The following is an 18,242-nucleotide window of genomic DNA, read 5'->3' as shown; positions in this document are numbered from 1 at the left end:
CTGACTAATTTCCTTATTGATTAGTCAGCTTTTTTTAAGTGAATAAGTCCAAGTTCTAACGCACGTGTGGTAATTAAGTCATCAATTTCTTCTGGAATGTTTTCAAGTGTTCCCCATTTATATGTCCATAAATGAGTAAAAGATTGTACATAGATTGGAAAGGTTTGTTCATTTGCTTTTATTGCTTCTTCTTTAAAAAAATGAATCAGTTGTTCAGTTTTCATAATAGTCTCCTTTTTTATGATCTTGAAGAGAGAAAAAAGACAACCCAGAGGCTGTCCTTTTGCGGGTTACGCTTCAGTTGGCTTGAACGTTTTACAGTCTGTTTCATAACTGCTTGCTGCATGTTTTCCGCTATGACTTACCACGTAAATTTCTTCTGCGCTGCAGTGATTTCCATTTTTCCAAAAGTGACAGTTATTTACTTCACAAAGAATGTTTTGTTCCAACGTTAACCCTCCTTTGTATGTGATAGCTATAGTATGGTCAAAATTCAACTAACTTATAAGAAAGGTGGTAGACTTTCATTTTAATTGAGAATTTTTATCAATTAAACATTGACAAAGAGAATCATTCTCAATTAAACTGTGTATATAGTAAAGAATACAAGTTGTTGGCAAATCATTAAATGAATAATTAATTGGGAGGGAACAAACATGTCATCAGTTATGGTTGTAGGAGGAGACAGGTTAAAGCATATTACAGATCGTTTAGAGGGAGAAGGATTTAATGAAGTAATTCATTTAGATGGCCGTAAAAGCAATATGGTGAAGCGAGAAATACCCGAACATATTGGGTTTGTATTAGTTATTACGGATTTTATTAATCACAATATGGCAAAAGTCATTAAAGAGAAAGCAAAAAAACAAAAAAAACCGATTTATTTCGTCAAACATTCATGGAGTGCTATTCGTAAAGTGATTGAGCAAATTTCATGATTTAATTTTTATTTATTATTGAGAATGAATTTCAATTAGGGTGGTGAGACATAGGTGGAACCGATAAAAGTGCATATAAAGACACTCTCTAACGACCACATCGAACAATTTATTCGATGTCCGTACAAATTTTATCAGCAGCAGCTTCTTTTGAAAAAAACATCTATAGATTGGAAACAGCTCGTTCAAGTAACTGTCCATCAAATCATTAAAACATACTATAGCAAGCCAGTTGAGTATCGCTCAAACCTCTATGTTTTACAGCTTATTGAAAAATATTGGCGTCTAAAGCCAAATATGTTTTCATCACCCGTTCACTATTACGATGTGTTAGCTAAAGTAAGTGATTATTTACTAAGGTTTTTAGGAAAGAAAGCACATATGGAATTACCGCTTTTTGTGTTTGAGAAATACAGCGTTTATGTAGAAGAAATTCAAAGCAACCTTTCTCTAACCATTGATTTTGCTGCATGGACAGAGAAGTCTTATACGGTAACAAAATTCATTCTAGATGACCATGAAGAAGTGAAAAACGCCATGAAAGACTTTATTATCGTTTTTTCGAAACAAGCTTTTAAAAAGGTTCCTGAACAAATTCGTTTTTATTCATTATTAACTGGAGAAACAACAACTTATCATATTGCACCAGACGATTATCAAAAATCCATACTTCAACTACATATTGTCAAAAGTGTGTTAATGGAACCAAAACATTTTCAAAAGAATTATGCATCCAGTGAGTGTGAAAACTGTCCTCTTCAACGAGAATGCGTTGAAGAAGGGGAGATGCGGCCGACACTGCTGGTGTAAAGGAGCGTCATATACATGAAGGAAATCTTACTAGCTTATGCGAGTATGTCAGGTAACACAGAAGCGATAGCCGATTTGATCGAAGAAGAATTAGTCAAGCATGGATTACATGTGAAACGAGCAGAAGTATATGACATTGATGCTTCTGACCTTGTATCCGCAGAATCTATTATCTTTGGAGCTTATACGTGGGGAGATGGAGAGCTGCCAGATGATTTTTTAGATCTTTATGATGAAATGGATGATATAGATCTCAGTCAAAAGCAGATGGCTGTATTTGGCTCAGGTGATTCATCATATGATGTTTTTTGCGGAGCAGTTGATCTAATTGAAGAAAAAATAAAGAGACGTAATGGAAATATAGCCGTTCCCGGTTTGAAAATCGAGCTCTCTCCCTTTGGAGAAGATATAGAAAAATGTAAGATATTTGCTAAAGGTTTTGCTCAAGTAGTAGCAAAATCTGCTGCTTCATAAGAAAACCCGGTCAAGTGCTGACCGGGTTTTTTAATATGGCTTCTTTTTGCTGTATTCTTTATTATCTTTCATAAATAGACGCCAGAAATAAAAGAATCCAGGAAATAAAATAGCAAAACCAACAATATACACAATAAATAAAGAATGAAACGCATCGGGATGTGTAAATCCATTCTCAATCGTTACGTTTGGATAGACAACATAAGGTAAATGACTTCGTCCGTATACGTAACTTGCTAAGAAATATTGAAGGATAATGGATACCACGGCTAAACGAGGCATGCCTTTTCCTTTTTGAGAAGGTAGCAGCAGAGCAATACCAGCTACTACAAATAGACCTACAGATCCGTAAAGAAGGGGCTTAAACTGCATCATTTTATCATATAACCAGCTTGCTTCTGATTGCATTGTAATCATAATAAAGATAGCCATTAGCAGGGAAAGAGGTCCTGTAATGAGCGTATCACGCCGATAGACCGCATAAGCTTCCATTTCGTCAGATGACTTCGAGTAATCTGCTAATAACAGAGACGATAGAAACAGCGAAGAGCTTATGGCAAATCCGATAAATGAATAGACGTGCGGACTTGAAAATACTTTTGCTAAATTTAATTGCTGCGTGCCATCTATTATATCAATAAATCCACCTTGACTTACTGGCAGTACAGCGATTAAAAAAGCAGGAATTAACACGCCGGATATACCGGATATATAAACCAACGCTCTCCGATATTTGAAGCTGCTAGCATAGTGTGAAAACACTAAAAATCCGCTTCGAATAGATAAGAGAAGTAAAATGATACTTCCGGGTATTAGTAACACTGTGCCAAGCGTAAATGTAGCTCGAGGAAAAAAACTAAACAGCGCAACAACAATCGCAACGATAAATACATTGGTTACTTCCCAAGTAGGCGATAGATATCTGTTTGCTACATCTGTAGCATTTGTTTTCGTACGATTAATATATACCATCGACCAAAAGCCAGCTCCAAAGTCCATCGTTCCCATTACGGCATAGATAAAAATGAAGCCCCATATTACAGTAATTGCTAGTAATGAATCACCCATATTCTCACATCCTTTTTAATCTGCTTGCGCAGCAAGCTCTTTAGAAAGCGGATTTCTTCTAAAATAAAACACCAGTACAAGGGCGACTGCGGCCACGAGTACGATATAAACAAGCAAAAATAAAAAAAATAAAATATGCAAATTAGCAGAAGTGGTAACTGCTTCTGATGTACGCATGATGCGGTAAATGACCCAGGGCTGTCTTCCGGTACATGCGAAAATCCATCCGAATTCAATGCCCATGATCGCGAGAGGGCCCGTTGCGACAAATGCCCACATGAAAATTTTAGGGAAGCTTTTCTTCTTTAAAAACTTGTACCAAACAACGCCCACTAACGCCACTAAAATTAAAATCGATCCGATAATGACCATACCGTTAAACAAGGTATGCACAAAAAGCGGCGGCCAATAATCCCTAGGGAAGTCATTGAGTCCAGTAATCACTGTATTAAAGCTATTACCCGACAAGAAGCTGAGCATCCATGGAAACTCAATTCCATACTTGACTCGCTGTTCTTTTTCATCTGTGAATCCGCCTAAAGCTAATGGCGCATGATCTTGCGTTTCAAATAGACCTTCAGCTGCTGCAAGTTTTTCGGGTTGATATTCGTATACTTTTTGCATAGATTCATGTCCATTCAAAGCCGTTACAAAAGAGAAAATCCCGCCGATTACTAACCCCATCATCAACGCTTTATGATGAAACTTATATTCTCTTGGATTATGTTTTCGCGCACGAAGCATTTTAAAGGCAGCGACTGAAGCAATGACGAAGCCTCCGGTTGTATAAGCAGAAACCGCTACGTGACCGGACGTTACAAAGAAGCTCGGATTAAAGAAAGCTGCCCAAGGATCTACGCTTACAATGTCTCCATTTAAAATTCGAAAGCCAGCAGGTGTTCCTTCAAATGCGTGCACATTGGTAATTAAAACGGCAGAGGCAAGAGCGCCTATTGCTACTAAAATTAGACTGATAATCCTCATTTTTCGAGAAATACGGTCCGCTGCGTATACATAAATAGAGAGAAACAGAGCCTCAATAAAGAAAGCATAAATTTCAATTTGAAAGGGAAGAGCCATCACTTTTCCTACGATTTCCATAAAACCCGGCCAAAGCAACGCTAATTGTACACCAGCAATCGTTCCCGTAGGAATGGCGACTCCAAGCAGGACAGCAGCTCCTTTTGTCCAACGCTGTGCCATAAGTTCATAATCTTTATCTTTTGTTTTGTAGTAAAGAATTTCAGCCAATAAAATCATGAGAGGAATGCCGACGCCAAGAGTGGCAAAAATGATATGTACTCCCATGTTCAGACCAAACATTGAACGTGCAGTAACTAAATGATCCATTCATTTTTCAACCTTTCCAGTAAAGTATTGATAAACCTTATTGTCCACTTTTTACCACGCTTTATGCATCAGAATTGGTAAAACATATAACTTGAAAATAGTAATCATTACGATTATAATAAGTATATATTGTTTTAAAGGAGAGATATTTAATGAAAACAAATATTCATCCAGACTATCGTAAAGTTGTATTCATGGATACAAATAGCGGAACATCATTTTTATCAGGATCTACAAAACAATCAAATGAGACCGTTCAATGGGAAGATGGCAACACATATCCGCTTTTAAAAGTTGAAATCAGTTCGGATACACATCCATTTTATACAGGAAAGCAAAAATTTGCTGATAAAGGCGGCCGTGTAGAACGCTTTAAGCAAAAATATAAATTACAATAAAAAAACTAGCCGGGAGGCTAGTTTTTTTATTAATATAATGCTTTTTTCAACGTATCAATGTTGTGTTGCATAATGGAGAAATAATCTTCTTTATTTTTAACATCGTTTTTTGTTAATGACTCTAAGTTATGAAGTGTTAAAGCTTGAGCTCCTACTTCATTTTTTACAAGCGTAGACACTTTAGGCTTTAAATTTTGGTCAAAGATAAAGTATTTGATATGGTCTTTTTTTGCCTGTTTTACGATGTTTTCTAATTGTTTCTGAGAAGGCTCATTTGTAGGAGATAAACCCGCTACGCTAATTTGTTTTAAGCCGTATCGTTTTTCCCAGTAGCCATAGGCTGCATGTGATACTAAAATTTCTTTATGAGGTGCGTCGCCAATCGTTGTTTTTAACTCTTGGTCCACATCTTCAAGCTGAGTCTTTAACGATTGGAAGTTCTTTTCAAACTCTGCTTTTTTATCTGGTTTTAATTCAATAAGTTCGTCTTTAATATTTTCTGCTAATTGAATAGCTAAAACAGGATCAAGCCAAACGTGAGGGTCTGTATCTCCGTGGTTATGCTCTTCTTCATGGGCATGTTCGTCTTCGTGGGCATGCTCATCTTCAGAACTCTTTGCTAATTTAATTCCTTTTGCAGCTTCTACTAAAGCTACATCTTCATTTTTAAGTGTAGACTGTGCTTTATCTGCAAAACCTTCAAGTCCAATTCCTGAGTAAACAAATGCGTCCGCGTTGGCGATTTTGACCATTGTTTTTGTTGTAGGCTCAAATGAGTGCGCGTCTACACCGGTTGGTAAAATGCTTTTAGCTTCTACATATTTTCCACCGATTTTTTCAGTAAAGTCCTGTAAAGGGTAGATTGTTGTATAAACTTCTAATTTTTTGTTTTTATTATCAGATGCGTTATTTGCACTGCTTGAACTGCACCCTGCAAGAGCTGTTCCAATTCCTAATGCAAGCACCATTAAAAGTGGTTTGAATTTCATTATGTTGCTCCTTCCGTTCGTATCGTAACCATTTATGACCTATGTTATTATATCGTAATTATTACGATTTGAAAACTAAAAATTTACGCACTTACTGTAAATTTAGGAAGGGGATCTTTGAGAGTAGCCCAATCTTGATTCATTTCCTCATTTGTCAGCAAACAGCGGTCTAAAGTTTCAATTATTTCAGCTTTGTTCATATCAATACCAATGAACACAAGCTCGTTAATACGATCTCCAAATTGTTCATCCCATTTTGCTCGTAATTCAGGCTCTTCTTTTAAGGTTTGTTCTCTTTCTTCCGGTTCGTAAGTTGCTATCCATTCACCCGCTGCTTGAATCATAATGGACGTACCGGCTTGAGAAAGAAGTCCTGCCATATTATTACGCGAAGCAAGCCAGAAAAATCCCTTTGCACGTACAATATCAACCGGCCAGTTCTCTAACCATTTCATAAAGCGTTCAGGATGAAGGGGACGATTCCTTCTGTATACAAAAGAAGAAATACCGAACTCTTCCGTTTCAGGCGTATGGTGCTCCTCATTTAATTCTTTAATCCATCCGGCTCCTTGACTAGCTTTTTCAAAGTCGAATAAGTCGGTATGAAGTATGGCTTCAAGGCTTACGTCACTATTAATTGTTTGGATAACAGTGGCTTCTGAGTTTAATTTGTGAAGAACAGCCTGCAGCTCATCTGCATCATCTTTTGTTAACAAATCAACTTTGTTTAACAAAATGACGTTTGCAAATTCAATTTGATCGATTAACAAATCAATCACTTCTCTTGTATCGTTTTCATCCGTTCCTTCTTTGCGGTCTAATAAGCTTTCGCCGGATGAAAAGTCTTCCCAAAAGCGATTGGCATCTACTACAGTGACCATCGTATCTAACGAACATTTCTGAGTTAAATCAATGCCAAGCTCTTCATCAATATAAGTAAATGTTTGAGCAACAGGGATAGGTTCGCTGATTCCGGAAGATTCAATGACAATATAATCAATATCACCATTGTCTGCTAGGCGTTCTACCTCTGTCATTAGGTCGTCTCGAAGCGTACAGCAAATACAGCCATTTTGCATTTTAACAAGTTTTTCTTCTGTTCGAGAGAATCCGCTTTGTTTAACTAAGTCTGCATCAATATTTACTTCGCTCATGTCATTGACAATGACCGCGACCTTTAAACCTTCTTTATTTTTTAAAATATGGTTCAAAAGAGTTGTTTTACCTGAACCAAGGTATCCGCTTAAAACGGTAACGGGAATTTTTTTCACTGTTATAACCTACTTTCTTGTTTATAAATAATAATGATTACGATTTAACACTTTTCATCTTATAGGAAAAAGTATTATAATACAAGAAAGAATTTTTTTTATGAAGGAGAAGACAGCAGATGAGCTTATTACAAGATGTTTTAGAATTCAACCAAAAATTTGTAGAAGAAAAGAAGTATGAACTTTACGAAACAAGCAAATTCCCTGATAAAAAAATGGTTATTTTATCGTGTATGGACACAAGATTGGTAGAATTACTTCCACACGCTTTGAATTTGCGCAACGGAGACGTGAAAATTGTTAAAAACGCAGGAGCGCTTGTTTCACATCCATTTGGAAGTATTATGCGAAGCATTTTAGTAGCTGTGTACGAGCTTCAAGCAGATGAGGTATGTGTAATTGGTCACCACGACTGTGGAGCAGGTAAACTTCAAGCGGAACCTTTTTTAGAGAAAGTAAGAGCAAAAGGCATCTCAGATGAAGTGATTAATACTATTGAATATTCTATGGACTTGAAACAATGGTTAACGGGTTTTGATTCAGTAGAAGAGACTGTTCAGCATAGTGTAGAGACAATCCGTAATCATCCTCTATTTTCAAAAGATACTCCTGTACATGGACTAGTTATTGATCCAAATACAGGAAAGCTAGATGTTGTTGTAAATGGGTATGAAGCAATCGAAAACAACTAAAGCTTAGTGTGATTTTTTCTCAGGTACTTCATCGATGCCACCCGGATGGAACGGGTGGCATTTTAAAATGCGTTTTACAGTCAAATAAGATCCCTTTACGGCACCAAAGCGTTTAATGGATTCAACTCCGTACTGGGAGCAAGTAGGGTAAAACCGGCACCTTGCCGGAAGAAAAGGTGAAATTCCTTTTTGATATCCTTTTATAAGTAAAAGCAAAAGCTTTGCAATCATTTATTATCACGTTCTTTCTTTCGTGTTTGCTCATACTATAAGGGATAGAAGGAATAAAAAGCAACTAAAAGAAATAAAGGTTATTAAATGGATGAAATATATCGGAATTGCATGTTATGATAGGTGAAAGAAGAAAAAAGGAGTGGTATTATGCCATCAGTAGAAAGTTTTGAGCTAGATCATAATGCAGTTAAAGCACCTTACGTAAGACACTGCGGTGTTCACAAAGTGGGAAGCGACGGCGTTGTAAATAAATTTGATATTCGTTTTTGCCAGCCAAACAAACAAGCAATGAAGCCGGACGTTATTCATACGCTAGAGCATTTATTAGCTTTTAATATTCGTACTCATGTAGAAAAATACGATCACTTTGATATTATTGATATTTCGCCTATGGGATGTCAAACAGGGTACTACTTAGTAGTGAGCGGTGAGCCGACTGTACGTGAAATTATTGATTTGTTAGACGATACGTTAAAAGATGCAATTAACATTACTGAAATTCCAGCAGCAAACGAAAAGCAGTGCGGTCAAGCGAAACTTCACGATTTAGAAGGAGCAAAACGCTTGATGAAGTTCTGGCTAGAACAGGACAAAGAAGATTTAGAAAAAGTATTTGGCTAAAAATAAGCAGTCCGCTGGGCTGCTTATTTTATTTGAAAAAAGATGAAGAAGTTTCTCTAAGTCTAAAGAAAGGGAAATGTCTCTTTTTATGAAAAAAATGTTTTAATGAACTAAAAAAGGGTACAACTATATTATACAAAGACTTCACAAAGGAGCGAAAAACATGGCAGTAAATGTAAATGAAATCGTTAATAAACAAGTAGCGAATTTTAGTGTAATGTACATAAAACTTCATAACTTTCACTGGTACGTAAAAGGTGAACAATTCTTCACTCTTCATGAAAAGTTTGAAGAGCTGTATACGGAAACAGCTACAATTATTGATGACCTTGCAGAACGCCTTTTAGCATTAGAAGGAAAACCTGTGGCAACAATGAAAGAATCGTTAGAACTTTCTTCTATTAAAGAAGCGGATGGAAGCGAAACGGCTAAAGATATGGTCGCTTCTTTAGTAAGCGATTTTGATACGCTAACTGCTGAATTAAAAGAAGGAATGGACGCAGCCGGTGAAGCGGGCGACGAAACAACAGGAGACATGCTGTTAGCCATTCATCAAAGCTTAGAAAAGCATACGTGGATGTTAAAATCATTCCTAGGCAAGTAACTAACCTGCGAGTAATCGCAGGTTTTTTTATGGTAAGATGGACGAACACTTTTTTTTTACCAGCATATACTGTAGGGATATGACTGCTGAAAGGGTGAAAAAAGTGGATATGCAGAAGCTTTCTGTCTTGATAATCTCAAGTTTAGGTTCACTGGCTTTTTTTTTATTTGGAGAGTGGGACTATTTACTAATGGCTTTAGTAGCATTAGTGACAATGGATTATTTGACAGGCACGATTGCAGCTTTTATAAATAAACGTTTATCTAGCAAAGTAGGTTTTAAAGGAATTGCCAAAAAGATTTTTATTTTTGCCATGATTGCTGTAGCAAACTTTATCGATTCCGTATTCTGGGAAAACGGTCATATTATTCGAGATGGAGCTACTTTGTTCTATATTTTAAACGAAATGATTTCAATTACAGAAAATGCAGGAATTGTAGGAATTCCAATTCCAGAGCCGCTAAAAAAAGCAATAGCGATTTTAAAAGACCGCTTTAAATCGTAAAGTGTATAAAAAAAGAATAAGATACAAATAAGAAAGATAAGTTGGCACTAGAAAGAAGGAGCTGAATATCTTTCATGACAAAAAAATATTATATATCTTTGAGTTCAGGAGAAATCAATCAGTCAAATACTGCTTCAGATTGGAATTATGCGATTGAAGCAACAGATGAAGAAGTCGAGAAGCTGAGAACGTATTTAGATCAGCGTGCTTCAAGCGATTGGTCAAGCTTTTGGCGATCACATATTCCGTATCTGGAATATCATCATGATTCTCAAAATGATATGTACGATAAAACGACAGTTGAAATATATGCCATGCTTTATCAGCTAGGAGACGATGAAACAAAATCACATATCAAACAGATGAATATTTTATCTTCAGATAGAATGGAATAAGGAGTAAAAAGCAAACAAAAAAAGTACGAGCATACTTTTCTTATCAGGTATGGCCGTAATGTATGATAAAATAAGGGAAAAATCAAATGGAGTTTGAGTCGACCATGTACACATTTAAGGATGCATATCATAATCAAGTATTTTTATCATTTGAAAAAAATCCATTCTCGAAAACTCCACGTCATGTTTGGGTCGTATGCAGGTATGAAAATCAATGGTTGCTAACGAATCACTCAAAACGAGGTTTAGAATTTCCCGGAGGAAAACTAGAAGGCAATGAAGTACCAGAAGAAGCAGCGGTTCGAGAAGTATTTGAAGAAACAGGCGGAGAAGTCTCTTCTTTAACTTATATTGGGCAATATAAAGTAGTAAGTAAAGGAAAGACCATTATTAAAAACATTTATTTTGCTACTATTGGAAATGTAATTAAAAAAGAAGACTACATGGAAACGGATGGTCCCGTAATGATTGATGAATTACCTTCGGGCATTCAACAAGATGATGCATACAGCTTCATCATGAAAGATAATGTTTTACAATATGTAATGAAATATGTAAAGCGAACATTTTTGTAAAAGTGTCCTATCAATGAAAATCCCCCCGTTTGTACGGGGGGATTTTTTATGAGCGTCGGATCAATTTCTTTTCTAAATAAGCAACGCCTTGATACATAATCGTAGCGAAAATGGCAATTAATAATAAGCTGAGAAGAACAAGAGTAAAGTTGAAGACTTGGAAACCATAAATAATCATATATCCAAGCCCTTTCGAAGAAACTAAAAATTCTCCTACGATGACTCCTACCCAAGATAAGCCGACATTTACTTTAAATGTGGAAATAATAGCGGGCATGGAAGCTGGCAAAATGGCTTCTTTAAAACAGCGGGTTTTCGTTGCCCCAAAGCTTTTTAGTAATTTAATATAGTTTGGATCAACTTCTTTAAATGCTGTGTAAACGACGATGGATGTAATAATAACGGATATAATCGCCCCCATCGTTAAGATTGAGAAAAATCCTGGACCGATCGCTACAATTAAAATAGGGCCCAGCGCTACTTTTGGCATGGCGTTTAAAATAACGAGGTAAGGGTCTAATATGTTTGCAAGCCTCGTTGAATACCAAAGGGCCGTTGCAAGTAAAATACCTAGTAATGTGCCTAAAATGAAGCCAAGAATCGTTTCAAATAATGTAAAACCAATATGCGCTGCCAGCGAGCCGTCGGTAAGTTTAATTAAAAATAAATGCCATACTTTAGTAGGGGAACTGAAAATTAAAGGGTCAATCCACTTTAAACGAGAAGCCAGTTCCCAGAAGCTAAAAAAGGCTAAGAACATGACCAGCTGTACGCTCAGTACTAATCGTTTTTCACCCCGAACCTTGCGAAGGTAGCTTTCGTGAAGAGTATCTAGGGAGCTAGTGGGTTTCAAGTTGATCAAGCTCCTTCCATATGTCCATAAATAAATCGTTATAGACAGGATGCTGTCGTGCTTCAAACGGAGAGAGAGTTCGTAAAATAGAAGGAACCGTAAATGTTTTTGCGATTTTTCCCGGTTTTGCTGAGAATAAAAAGATTCGGCTGCTCATGGCAATAGCTTCGCCGATATCATGCGTGACCAAAACGGCCGTTTTTTGATAGGTCATCAGCGTTTTGGAGACAAGTTCTTCAAGCTTAAGTTTTGTTTGAAAATCAAGTGCTGAAAAAGGTTCATCTAAGAGTAAAATAGCGGGGTCAATGGCAAGTGTTCGGACTAAAGCGACACGCTGTCTCATGCCTCCGGATAACTGATGCGGATATAGGTCACCTACGCCCTGTAAACCAATTTCTTTTAGGAGTAACAGTGCTTTACTCTCTGTTTTATCTGTTAGCTGTCCGCGAATTTCAAGCCCAAGTAAAATATTTTCTTTAATGGTTTTCCACGGAAACAAATAATCTTGTTGAAGCATATAACCGATGTTTGGGACTGATGTTCCGATATTTTCACCGTCTATTGTGACAAAGCCGGACGTTGGTTCAATCAAGCCTGCAATAATCGATAGAAGCGTCGTTTTTCCACATCCGCTTGGGCCGAGAAAGGAAACAAATTCTCCTTCTTCAATAGACAAATTAATATGTTCAAGTGCAGTGGTAGCAGACTTTGTCGTAAGATACATATGCTGAACATCTTGAATGTGAAGTTTTGTCATATTACTCACTCATTGCATCTTTTGCGAATTTTGTGTTGACTAGCTTGTTGTAATCGATGTGTCTTGGAAGTTCTCCAGATTCGTCCATGATTTTTTGTAAATGATCCCACTCTTTTTGATCTAATAAAGGGTTAGTTGCAAAGGATTTTTGAGATTTATAGCGGTCAATAACAGTTTTCAGCGTTTCTTTAGGAGTATCTTCGAAATACGGTGCAACCACTTCGGCAATTTCATCTGTGCTATGTGTATTCACCCATTTTTGTGCTTTGTAAATAGCTCGAGTAAATTTAGCCGCTGCTTCAGGGTTATCTTTTAAATAGCTTTCTTTGGCCATAAATGTTGTATAAGGAACTGTTCCTGATTCTTTTCCGAAGGAAGCAACGATATGTCCTTTTCCTTGTTGCTCTAAAATACTAGCCGTTGGCTCAAATAATTGAACATAATCTCCAGTACCAGAAGCAAAAGCATTCGCAACATTAGCAAAATCAATGTTTTGAACGAGTTTTACATCTTTTTTAGGATCAATATTATGCTGTTTCAACACATATTCCCCTACCATTTGCGGCATGCCGCCTTTACGTTGACCAAGAAACGTTTTGCCTTTAAGCTGATCCCATGAGAATTGATCGACCTTTTTACGCGATACTAGAAATGTTCCGTCGGTTTGGGTTAGTTGTGCAAAGTTGATGACGGGATCACTAGACCCCTGTGCATATACGTAGATTGAAGTTTCCGAGCCGACTAAGGCGACGTCGATGCCGTCAGATAAAAGTGACGTCATTGTCTTATCTCCGCCCCACGTTGTTTTTAAATCTACCTTTAGTCCTTCTTCTTCAAAAAAGCCTTTTGAAATAGCAACGTACTGGGGAGCATAAAAGATAGAGCGAGTTACTTCGCCGACACGAACCGTCTGTACAGATGTTGTTTTGCCGCAGCTAATTATTGGGATGAGTAAAATCATAATAGCAAGCAAAGAAAAGAGCCATTTGATTGGTTTCATAAAGCAAACCTCCTTAAAAGAATAAAATATTTTATGATAATGTATGTAAGAAAGTAGAAGAAGGTGAGTGCCTACATAACTATGTGGAAAATCAAAGAAGTATTAGCCAACGATTGAAAGTCCACCGTGGCGGGAAAAAATATACCAGTCATATAAAGAATGGAGGAAAAAAATGAAAGATGGAACAATTCTTCATAAACAGCGTTTCCCATCATCAAACCCTCGCGTGGCGCTGTGGGTGATTACATATGCATGTCAAGGGCTTAAGATTAAAGGAATGCTCGCAGAGCCAAAAGAAAAAGGAATGTATGACGGCTTTTTATACTTAAGAGGAGGTATTAAGAACGTAGGAACGGTTCGTCCTGCTCGACTCATTCAATTTGCTTCTCAAGGTTTTATTGTGATGGCTCCGTTCTATAGGGGAAATCAAGGAGGCGAAGGAAACGAAGATTTTGCAGGAGATGATCGTTACGATGCTTTTGCTGCTTACGATTTATTGAAACAGCTCCCTAACGTCCACCGTGACCGCATTCATATTTTTGGGTTTTCAAGAGGGGGAGTGATGGCTTTACTCACAGCCATTGAAAAAAACGACAGCCGCTCTCTTGTGTTATGGGGAGGCGTCACGGATATGGTGCTGACATATGAAGAAAGAGAAGATTTAAGAAGAATGATGAAGCGAGTGATTGGAGGAACTCCTTCTAAATATCCTGAAAGATATGAATGGAGGACACCTTTGCATCGTGCTCATCTCGTCAAGCCGCCGGTCTTGCTTATTCATGGTTTAGAAGATAAAAACGTATCGATTGATCATTCCTATCAGCTCGAATCTAAATTAAAGAAGTCCAATAAAAAAGTTACCAGCTGGTACTTCGAAAACTTTCCACATGCTTTTCCACCAAAAGAAAACCGAGAAACGGTGAAGAAGTTAACGAAGTGGATGAAAGCGCAATAAAAGATATGCTACGATAGAGAAAACAAGTAGAATAACAGTGAGGAGTGAGAAAAAATGGGGATGCCGCTAGAATTAAATACAATGATTGTGACAAAAGGCAATGAAAAACGTGTAACGGATAACATTTTTCAAATTGAGAAAAAAGGATATCGCTTGTATCCGTTAGATATTCCATTAAACATTCACAAAACGAAAACTGGAGAATGTATTGGAACTGCTGTTGTGCGTAAGGTAGAAATGGAGCAGGAAAAAACCATTGTCACATATGAACTGACAAAATTACATTCGACTAACTAAAAAACCGATCGTCTCTAAGACGATCGGTTTTTTATTAGACCCTAGGTCCGCCTAATGTTGAAATATCAGATGCCACATCATTAAAACGCTTGAAATTAGCTTTGAATTTAGCAGCAAGCTCAGTTGCTTTTTGATTATAAGCTGTTGCATCGTTCCATGCTTTAGAAGGCTGAAGCACTTCATCAGGAACTCCCGGAACATGAGTTGGAATCGATAAACCAAAAATAGCGTCTGTTACTGTTTCGGTATTAGCTAGTTCTCCTTCAAGGGCTGCTTGAACCATAGCTCGAGTGTAACTTAACTTCATTCGTTCGCCGATGCCGTATTCACCACCGGTCCATCCAGTATTTACAAGGTAGACATTTACATTATGTTCATCGATTTTCTTTCCTAGCATTTCTGCATAAGTTGTTGGAGCAAGAGGTAAGAAAGGCTCACCAAAGCATGTAGAGAAAGTAGCCTGTGGCGATGTTACGCCGCGCTCTGTTCCAGCTAACTTACTAGTGTATCCGCTCAGAAAATGGTACATCGCTTGTTCTTTTGTAAGCTTGCTGATTGGAGGCAAGACGCCGAAAGCATCAGCAGTTAAAAAGACAATAGCTGTAGGGTGCCCAGCAACGCTTGGCAATACCGTATTATCAATAGAGTCAATTGAATAAGCGGCACGAGTATTCTCTGTTAAACTATTATCATTGTAATCTGCTACTTTCGTATTTTGATTTAACACTACATTTTCCAGTACGGCGCCGAAGCGAATTGCATTGAAAATTTGCGGTTCTTTTTCTTCGGAAAGCTGAATGCACTTCGCGTAGCATCCTCCTTCAATATTAAATACACCAGAGCTTGACCAACCGTGCTCATCATCTCCGATTAAACGACGGTTTGCATCAGCAGAAAGCGTTGTTTTACCCGTTCCAGATAAACCAAAGAATAATGCAACGTCACCTTCTTCTCCTACGTTGGCAGAACAGTGCATGGATAGAATATTGTTTTGAGGAAGCAAGAAGTTCATCACTGAGAAAATAGATTTTTTCATTTCACCAGCGTATTCAGTTCCTCCAATTAGCACAATACGTCGCTCTAACGAAAGAATAATGAAGGTTTCAGAATTCGTCCCGTCTGTTTCAGGATCAGCTTTGAACGTTGGAGCTGCTACAATTGTAAACGGCTTCACATCATCATTTGTTTTTTGTTCGGCTGAAGGGCGAATGAATAACTGCTGAGCGAATAGGTTGTGCCATGCAAATTCATTAACTACTTGAATTGGTAACTGATACTTTTTATCAGCTCCAGCATATCCATTAAAAACAAAAAGTTCATCCTGCTTCTTTAAGTGGTTTAAGACTTTTTTGTATAGCGCATCGAATCGCTGAGCAGAAATTGGCTGATTGACAGGTCCCCATTCAACCGTTTTTGAAGACACAGCATCGCTTACAATAAATTTATCTAAAGGAGAGCGACCTGTATATTTTCCGGTTTCGACTGACACAGCACCTGTAGAAGTCAACGTTCCTTCGCGTCGAGCTAGAATTTTTTCAACAAGTTGTGGAACAGATAATTGGTGTTTTGTTGTTTTTAATTGAAGCAAACCATTTAATTCGATAGACATATCAACAGTACTCATGTGCACTACCTTCCTTTTTTAGCTATTATTTATTCATTAATGTTTGAAATTTATAATTAGTATAACACATTTATTTAATTATTCTATACTATTTAACTAAAAATGTTTGTGTATTATAAAAAAATGTACGTTATACCTATTTGGGACACCTGTATATGTGCTAGGAGCGAAAAAAGTGAAGCTATTTTAAGTGAAAGCCTCATTTTGATCTGTCTTATTAACTAAACTTAGTGATGATTCTTAATAAGGTGTACTATTTCGGAATTTGAGTATGTTACATTAAAACAGATTCAAACCTAAAGAGATGATTTCCATTTGAATGTTGTTGACAGTGAAGCGCTTTTTCATGTATTATATGTCCTTGAACGGATACTCTCTTATCCCGAGCTGGTGGAGGGACAGGCCCTATGAAACCCAGCAACCATCGTCATTTTTTTGTGTAGACGATAAGGTGCTAACCTGATGCAAGGGCACAACCTTGATCGATAAGAGTGAAAGGCTTATGTAGAATTTGATACCTTTCCTCGATACAAGGAAAGGTTTTTTTATATTTTTTAGCGTGTAATGAAAATAAGGGAATGAGTACCGTATCACAATGTATCGTATTTATAAGGAGGAAAACTGATGTCAACACAACGTCGTCTGTTCACGTCAGAATCTGTTACAGAGGGACATCCCGATAAAATTTGTGACCAAATTTCTGACTCAATTCTTGATGCTATCCTAGCAAAGGATCCAAATGCTCGTGTTGCTTGTGAAACAAGCGTAACAACTGGTTTAGTTTTAGTAAGTGGTGAAATTACAACTTCTACTTACGTAGATATTCCTAAAACAGTTCGCGAAACAATTAAAGGAATTGGCTATACTCGTGCAAAATACGGATTTGATGCTGAAACTTGTGCAGTATTAACATCTATCGACGAGCAGTCAGCTGATATCGCTGCTGGTGTAGACCAAGCGTTAGAAGCACGTGAAGGTCAAATGTCAGATGAAGAAATCGAAGCAATCGGAGCTGGAGACCAAGGCTTAATGTTTGGTTATGCATGTAACGAAACAAAAGAATTAATGCCTCTTCCAATTTCATTAGCTCATAAACTTGCTCGCCGTCTAACAGAAGTACGTAAAGAAGAAATTCTTCCTTACCTTCGCCCGGATGGTAAAACACAAGTAACAGTTGAATATGATGAAAACAACAAACCTGTTCGCATCGATACAATTGTTATTTCAACTCAGCATCATCCAGAAGTAACGTTAGAGCAAATTCAACGTAACTTAAAAGAATATGTTATTAATCCAGTTGTTCCAAACGAGTTAATTGATGAAAATACAAAGTATTTCATTAACCCAACAGGCCGTTTCGTAATCGGCGGTCCTCAAGGAGATGCTGGTTTAACTGGTCGTAAAATTATCGTTGATACTTACGGCGGATATGCTCGTCATGGCGGCGGTGCATTCTCTGGTAAGGACGCAACAAAAGTAGACCGTTCAGCAGCTTATGCAGCTCGTTATGTTGCGAAAAACATTGTAGCAGCTGATCTTGCTGATAAATGTGAAGTACAACTAGCATATGCGATTGGTGTTGCACAACCAGTATCTATTTCAATTGATACATTCGGTACAGGAAAAGTTTCCGAAGAAGTACTAGTAGACGTAGTACGCAAAAACTTTGACCTACGTCCAGCAGGCATCATTAAAATGCTTGATTTACGTCGCCCAATTTATAAGCAAACAGCAGCTTACGGCCACTTTGGTCGTACGGATGTGGAGCTTCCTTGGGAGTTCACAGACAAAGCGGAAGCATTAAAAGCTCAAGCTTTAGCTAAATAATAAAA

24 protein-coding genes and 1 riboswitch are annotated in these 18,242 nt (G+C 37.4%); of the genes, 13 read left to right on the top strand and 11 right to left on the bottom strand.

From position 1 onward, the window contains the following. Positions 1-20: 20 nt before the first annotated feature. Together OK414_RS25510 and OK414_RS25505 are read right to left on the bottom strand one after the other, a co-directional pair. Positions 21-224, bottom strand: a complete 204-nt coding sequence (locus OK414_RS25510; RefSeq protein WP_013059559.1) for a hypothetical protein — start codon at positions 222-224, stop codon at positions 21-23. 66 nt (positions 225-290) lie between these two features. Then, a complete protein-coding gene (locus OK414_RS25505) occupies positions 291-449 on the bottom strand; it encodes a DUF1540 domain-containing protein (protein ID WP_013059558.1) in 159 nt (52 codons plus the stop codon). 207 nt (positions 450-656) lie between these two features. On the opposite strand from OK414_RS25505, the gene OK414_RS25500 reads away from it, so the two are divergent. The 3 genes from OK414_RS25500 to OK414_RS25490 are packed head-to-tail and all read left to right on the top strand — an operon-like array spanning position 657 to position 2,222. After that, on the top strand, positions 657-938 hold the full coding sequence (locus OK414_RS25500; protein ID WP_034648574.1) for a DUF2325 domain-containing protein: 282 nt from the start codon (positions 657-659) through the stop codon (positions 936-938). A gap of 54 nt (positions 939-992) precedes the next feature. After that, the gene (locus tag OK414_RS25495; protein ID WP_263045144.1) at positions 993-1,748 is read left to right on the top strand and encodes a hypothetical protein; all 756 of its coding nucleotides are present in this window, start codon (positions 993-995) and stop codon (positions 1,746-1,748) included. Between the two features lie 15 nt (positions 1,749-1,763). Beyond that, the gene (locus tag OK414_RS25490; protein ID WP_034648580.1) at positions 1,764-2,222 is read left to right on the top strand and encodes a flavodoxin; all 459 of its coding nucleotides are present in this window, start codon (positions 1,764-1,766) and stop codon (positions 2,220-2,222) included. Between the two features lie 30 nt (positions 2,223-2,252). Here the strand turns inward: OK414_RS25490 and OK414_RS25485 are convergent, their stop codons facing one another. Both OK414_RS25485 and OK414_RS25480 read right to left on the bottom strand, forming a co-directional pair. Then, the gene (locus OK414_RS25485; RefSeq protein ID WP_263045143.1) at positions 2,253-3,290 is read right to left on the bottom strand and encodes a cytochrome d ubiquinol oxidase subunit II; all 1,038 of its coding nucleotides are present in this window, start codon (positions 3,288-3,290) and stop codon (positions 2,253-2,255) included. A 15-nt stretch (positions 3,291-3,305) separates the two neighbouring features. After that, positions 3,306-4,640, bottom strand: coding sequence for a cytochrome ubiquinol oxidase subunit I (locus tag OK414_RS25480; RefSeq protein WP_013085272.1), 1,335 nt, complete (start codon positions 4,638-4,640; stop codon positions 3,306-3,308). A 152-nt stretch (positions 4,641-4,792) separates the two neighbouring features. On the opposite strand from OK414_RS25480, the gene OK414_RS25475 reads away from it, so the two are divergent. Beyond that, positions 4,793-5,038 carry a type B 50S ribosomal protein L31 gene (locus OK414_RS25475; RefSeq protein WP_013059552.1) on the top strand — a complete coding sequence of 82 codons (246 nt, stop codon included), beginning with the start codon at positions 4,793-4,795 and terminating at the stop codon, positions 5,036-5,038. Between the two features lie 29 nt (positions 5,039-5,067). Here the strand turns inward: OK414_RS25475 and OK414_RS25470 are convergent, their stop codons facing one another. After that, positions 5,068-6,027: a metal ABC transporter substrate-binding protein gene (locus tag OK414_RS25470; RefSeq protein WP_013085271.1), complete on the bottom strand. Its 960-nt coding sequence runs from the start codon at positions 6,025-6,027 to the stop codon at positions 5,068-5,070. A gap of 83 nt (positions 6,028-6,110) precedes the next feature. Next, positions 6,111-7,298, bottom strand: a complete 1,188-nt coding sequence (locus OK414_RS25465) for a GTP-binding protein (protein WP_080743083.1) — start codon at positions 7,296-7,298, stop codon at positions 6,111-6,113. A 119-nt stretch (positions 7,299-7,417) separates the two neighbouring features. On the opposite strand from OK414_RS25465, the gene OK414_RS25460 reads away from it, so the two are divergent. After that, positions 7,418-7,990, top strand: coding sequence for a beta-class carbonic anhydrase (locus tag OK414_RS25460; RefSeq protein WP_013085269.1), 573 nt, complete (start codon positions 7,418-7,420; stop codon positions 7,988-7,990). 3 nt (positions 7,991-7,993) lie between these two features. Here the strand turns inward: OK414_RS25460 and yidD are convergent, their stop codons facing one another. After that, positions 7,994-8,221: a membrane protein insertion efficiency factor YidD gene (yidD, locus tag OK414_RS25455; RefSeq protein WP_013059548.1), complete on the bottom strand. Its 228-nt coding sequence runs from the start codon at positions 8,219-8,221 to the stop codon at positions 7,994-7,996. 150 nt (positions 8,222-8,371) lie between these two features. Here yidD and OK414_RS25450 point away from each other — a divergent pair, with 150 nt between their 5' ends. The 5 genes from OK414_RS25450 to ytkD all read left to right on the top strand — a co-directional run bounded on the left by OK414_RS25450 (position 8,372) and on the right by ytkD (position 10,924). Then, positions 8,372-8,845, top strand: a complete 474-nt coding sequence (locus OK414_RS25450; RefSeq protein ID WP_013059547.1) for an S-ribosylhomocysteine lyase — start codon at positions 8,372-8,374, stop codon at positions 8,843-8,845. Positions 8,846-9,008: 163 nt separating this feature from the next. Beyond that, positions 9,009-9,449, top strand: coding sequence for a Dps family protein (locus OK414_RS25445; protein ID WP_013085268.1), 441 nt, complete (start codon positions 9,009-9,011; stop codon positions 9,447-9,449). A gap of 79 nt (positions 9,450-9,528) precedes the next feature. Beyond that, positions 9,529-9,954, top strand: a complete 426-nt coding sequence (locus OK414_RS25440; protein WP_013085267.1) for a holin family protein — start codon at positions 9,529-9,531, stop codon at positions 9,952-9,954. A gap of 74 nt (positions 9,955-10,028) precedes the next feature. Further along, positions 10,029-10,349: a hypothetical protein gene (locus tag OK414_RS25435; RefSeq protein WP_013085266.1), complete on the top strand. Its 321-nt coding sequence runs from the start codon at positions 10,029-10,031 to the stop codon at positions 10,347-10,349. A gap of 104 nt (positions 10,350-10,453) precedes the next feature. Continuing rightward, positions 10,454-10,924 (top strand): RNA deprotection pyrophosphohydrolase, encoded by a 471-nt coding sequence (gene ytkD / locus OK414_RS25430; protein ID WP_013059543.1) that lies wholly within the window; start codon positions 10,454-10,456, stop codon positions 10,922-10,924. A gap of 46 nt (positions 10,925-10,970) precedes the next feature. Here ytkD and OK414_RS25425 read toward each other — a convergent pair whose 3' ends face one another. From OK414_RS25425 to OK414_RS25415, 3 genes are read right to left on the bottom strand one after another with little or no spacing between them, the layout of a single operon-like run. Next, a complete protein-coding gene (locus OK414_RS25425) occupies positions 10,971-11,777 on the bottom strand; it encodes an ABC transporter permease (protein WP_034648585.1) in 807 nt (268 codons plus the stop codon). Next, positions 11,764-12,534 carry an ABC transporter ATP-binding protein gene (locus OK414_RS25420; protein ID WP_034648587.1) on the bottom strand — a complete coding sequence of 257 codons (771 nt, stop codon included), beginning with the start codon at positions 12,532-12,534 and terminating at the stop codon, positions 11,764-11,766. Before OK414_RS25420 ends, OK414_RS25425 begins: the two co-directional genes overlap by 14 nt. Position 12,535: 1 nt before the next feature. Further along, positions 12,536-13,534 carry an ABC transporter substrate-binding protein gene (locus OK414_RS25415; protein ID WP_034648590.1) on the bottom strand — a complete coding sequence of 333 codons (999 nt, stop codon included), beginning with the start codon at positions 13,532-13,534 and terminating at the stop codon, positions 12,536-12,538. 172 nt (positions 13,535-13,706) lie between these two features. Here OK414_RS25415 and OK414_RS25410 point away from each other — a divergent pair, with 172 nt between their 5' ends. Further along, positions 13,707-14,489, top strand: coding sequence for an alpha/beta hydrolase family protein (locus OK414_RS25410; protein ID WP_034648593.1), 783 nt, complete (start codon positions 13,707-13,709; stop codon positions 14,487-14,489). 54 nt (positions 14,490-14,543) lie between these two features. Further along, the gene (locus OK414_RS25405; RefSeq protein ID WP_013085261.1) at positions 14,544-14,786 is read left to right on the top strand and encodes a DUF2584 domain-containing protein; all 243 of its coding nucleotides are present in this window, start codon (positions 14,544-14,546) and stop codon (positions 14,784-14,786) included. A 34-nt stretch (positions 14,787-14,820) separates the two neighbouring features. Here OK414_RS25405 and pckA read toward each other — a convergent pair whose 3' ends face one another. Then, a complete protein-coding gene (gene pckA, locus OK414_RS25400) occupies positions 14,821-16,410 on the bottom strand; it encodes a phosphoenolpyruvate carboxykinase (ATP) (RefSeq protein WP_034648597.1) in 1,590 nt (529 codons plus the stop codon). A gap of 374 nt (positions 16,411-16,784) precedes the next feature. Beyond that, positions 16,785-16,902: riboswitch (SAM riboswitch) on the top strand. A gap of 132 nt (positions 16,903-17,034) precedes the next feature. Here pckA and metK point away from each other — a divergent pair. After that, positions 17,035-18,237: a methionine adenosyltransferase gene (gene metK / locus OK414_RS25395; RefSeq protein WP_263045142.1), complete on the top strand. Its 1,203-nt coding sequence runs from the start codon at positions 17,035-17,037 to the stop codon at positions 18,235-18,237. Positions 18,238-18,242 lie beyond the last annotated feature (5 nt).

This window comes from Priestia sp. JV24 (genome assembly GCF_025910025.1).
Classification (GTDB): Bacteria; Bacillota; Bacilli; order Bacillales; family Bacillaceae_H; genus Priestia; species Priestia megaterium.
Note: the sequence above shows the minus strand (reverse complement) of the source record. Positions and strands in the feature narration are given on the sequence as shown.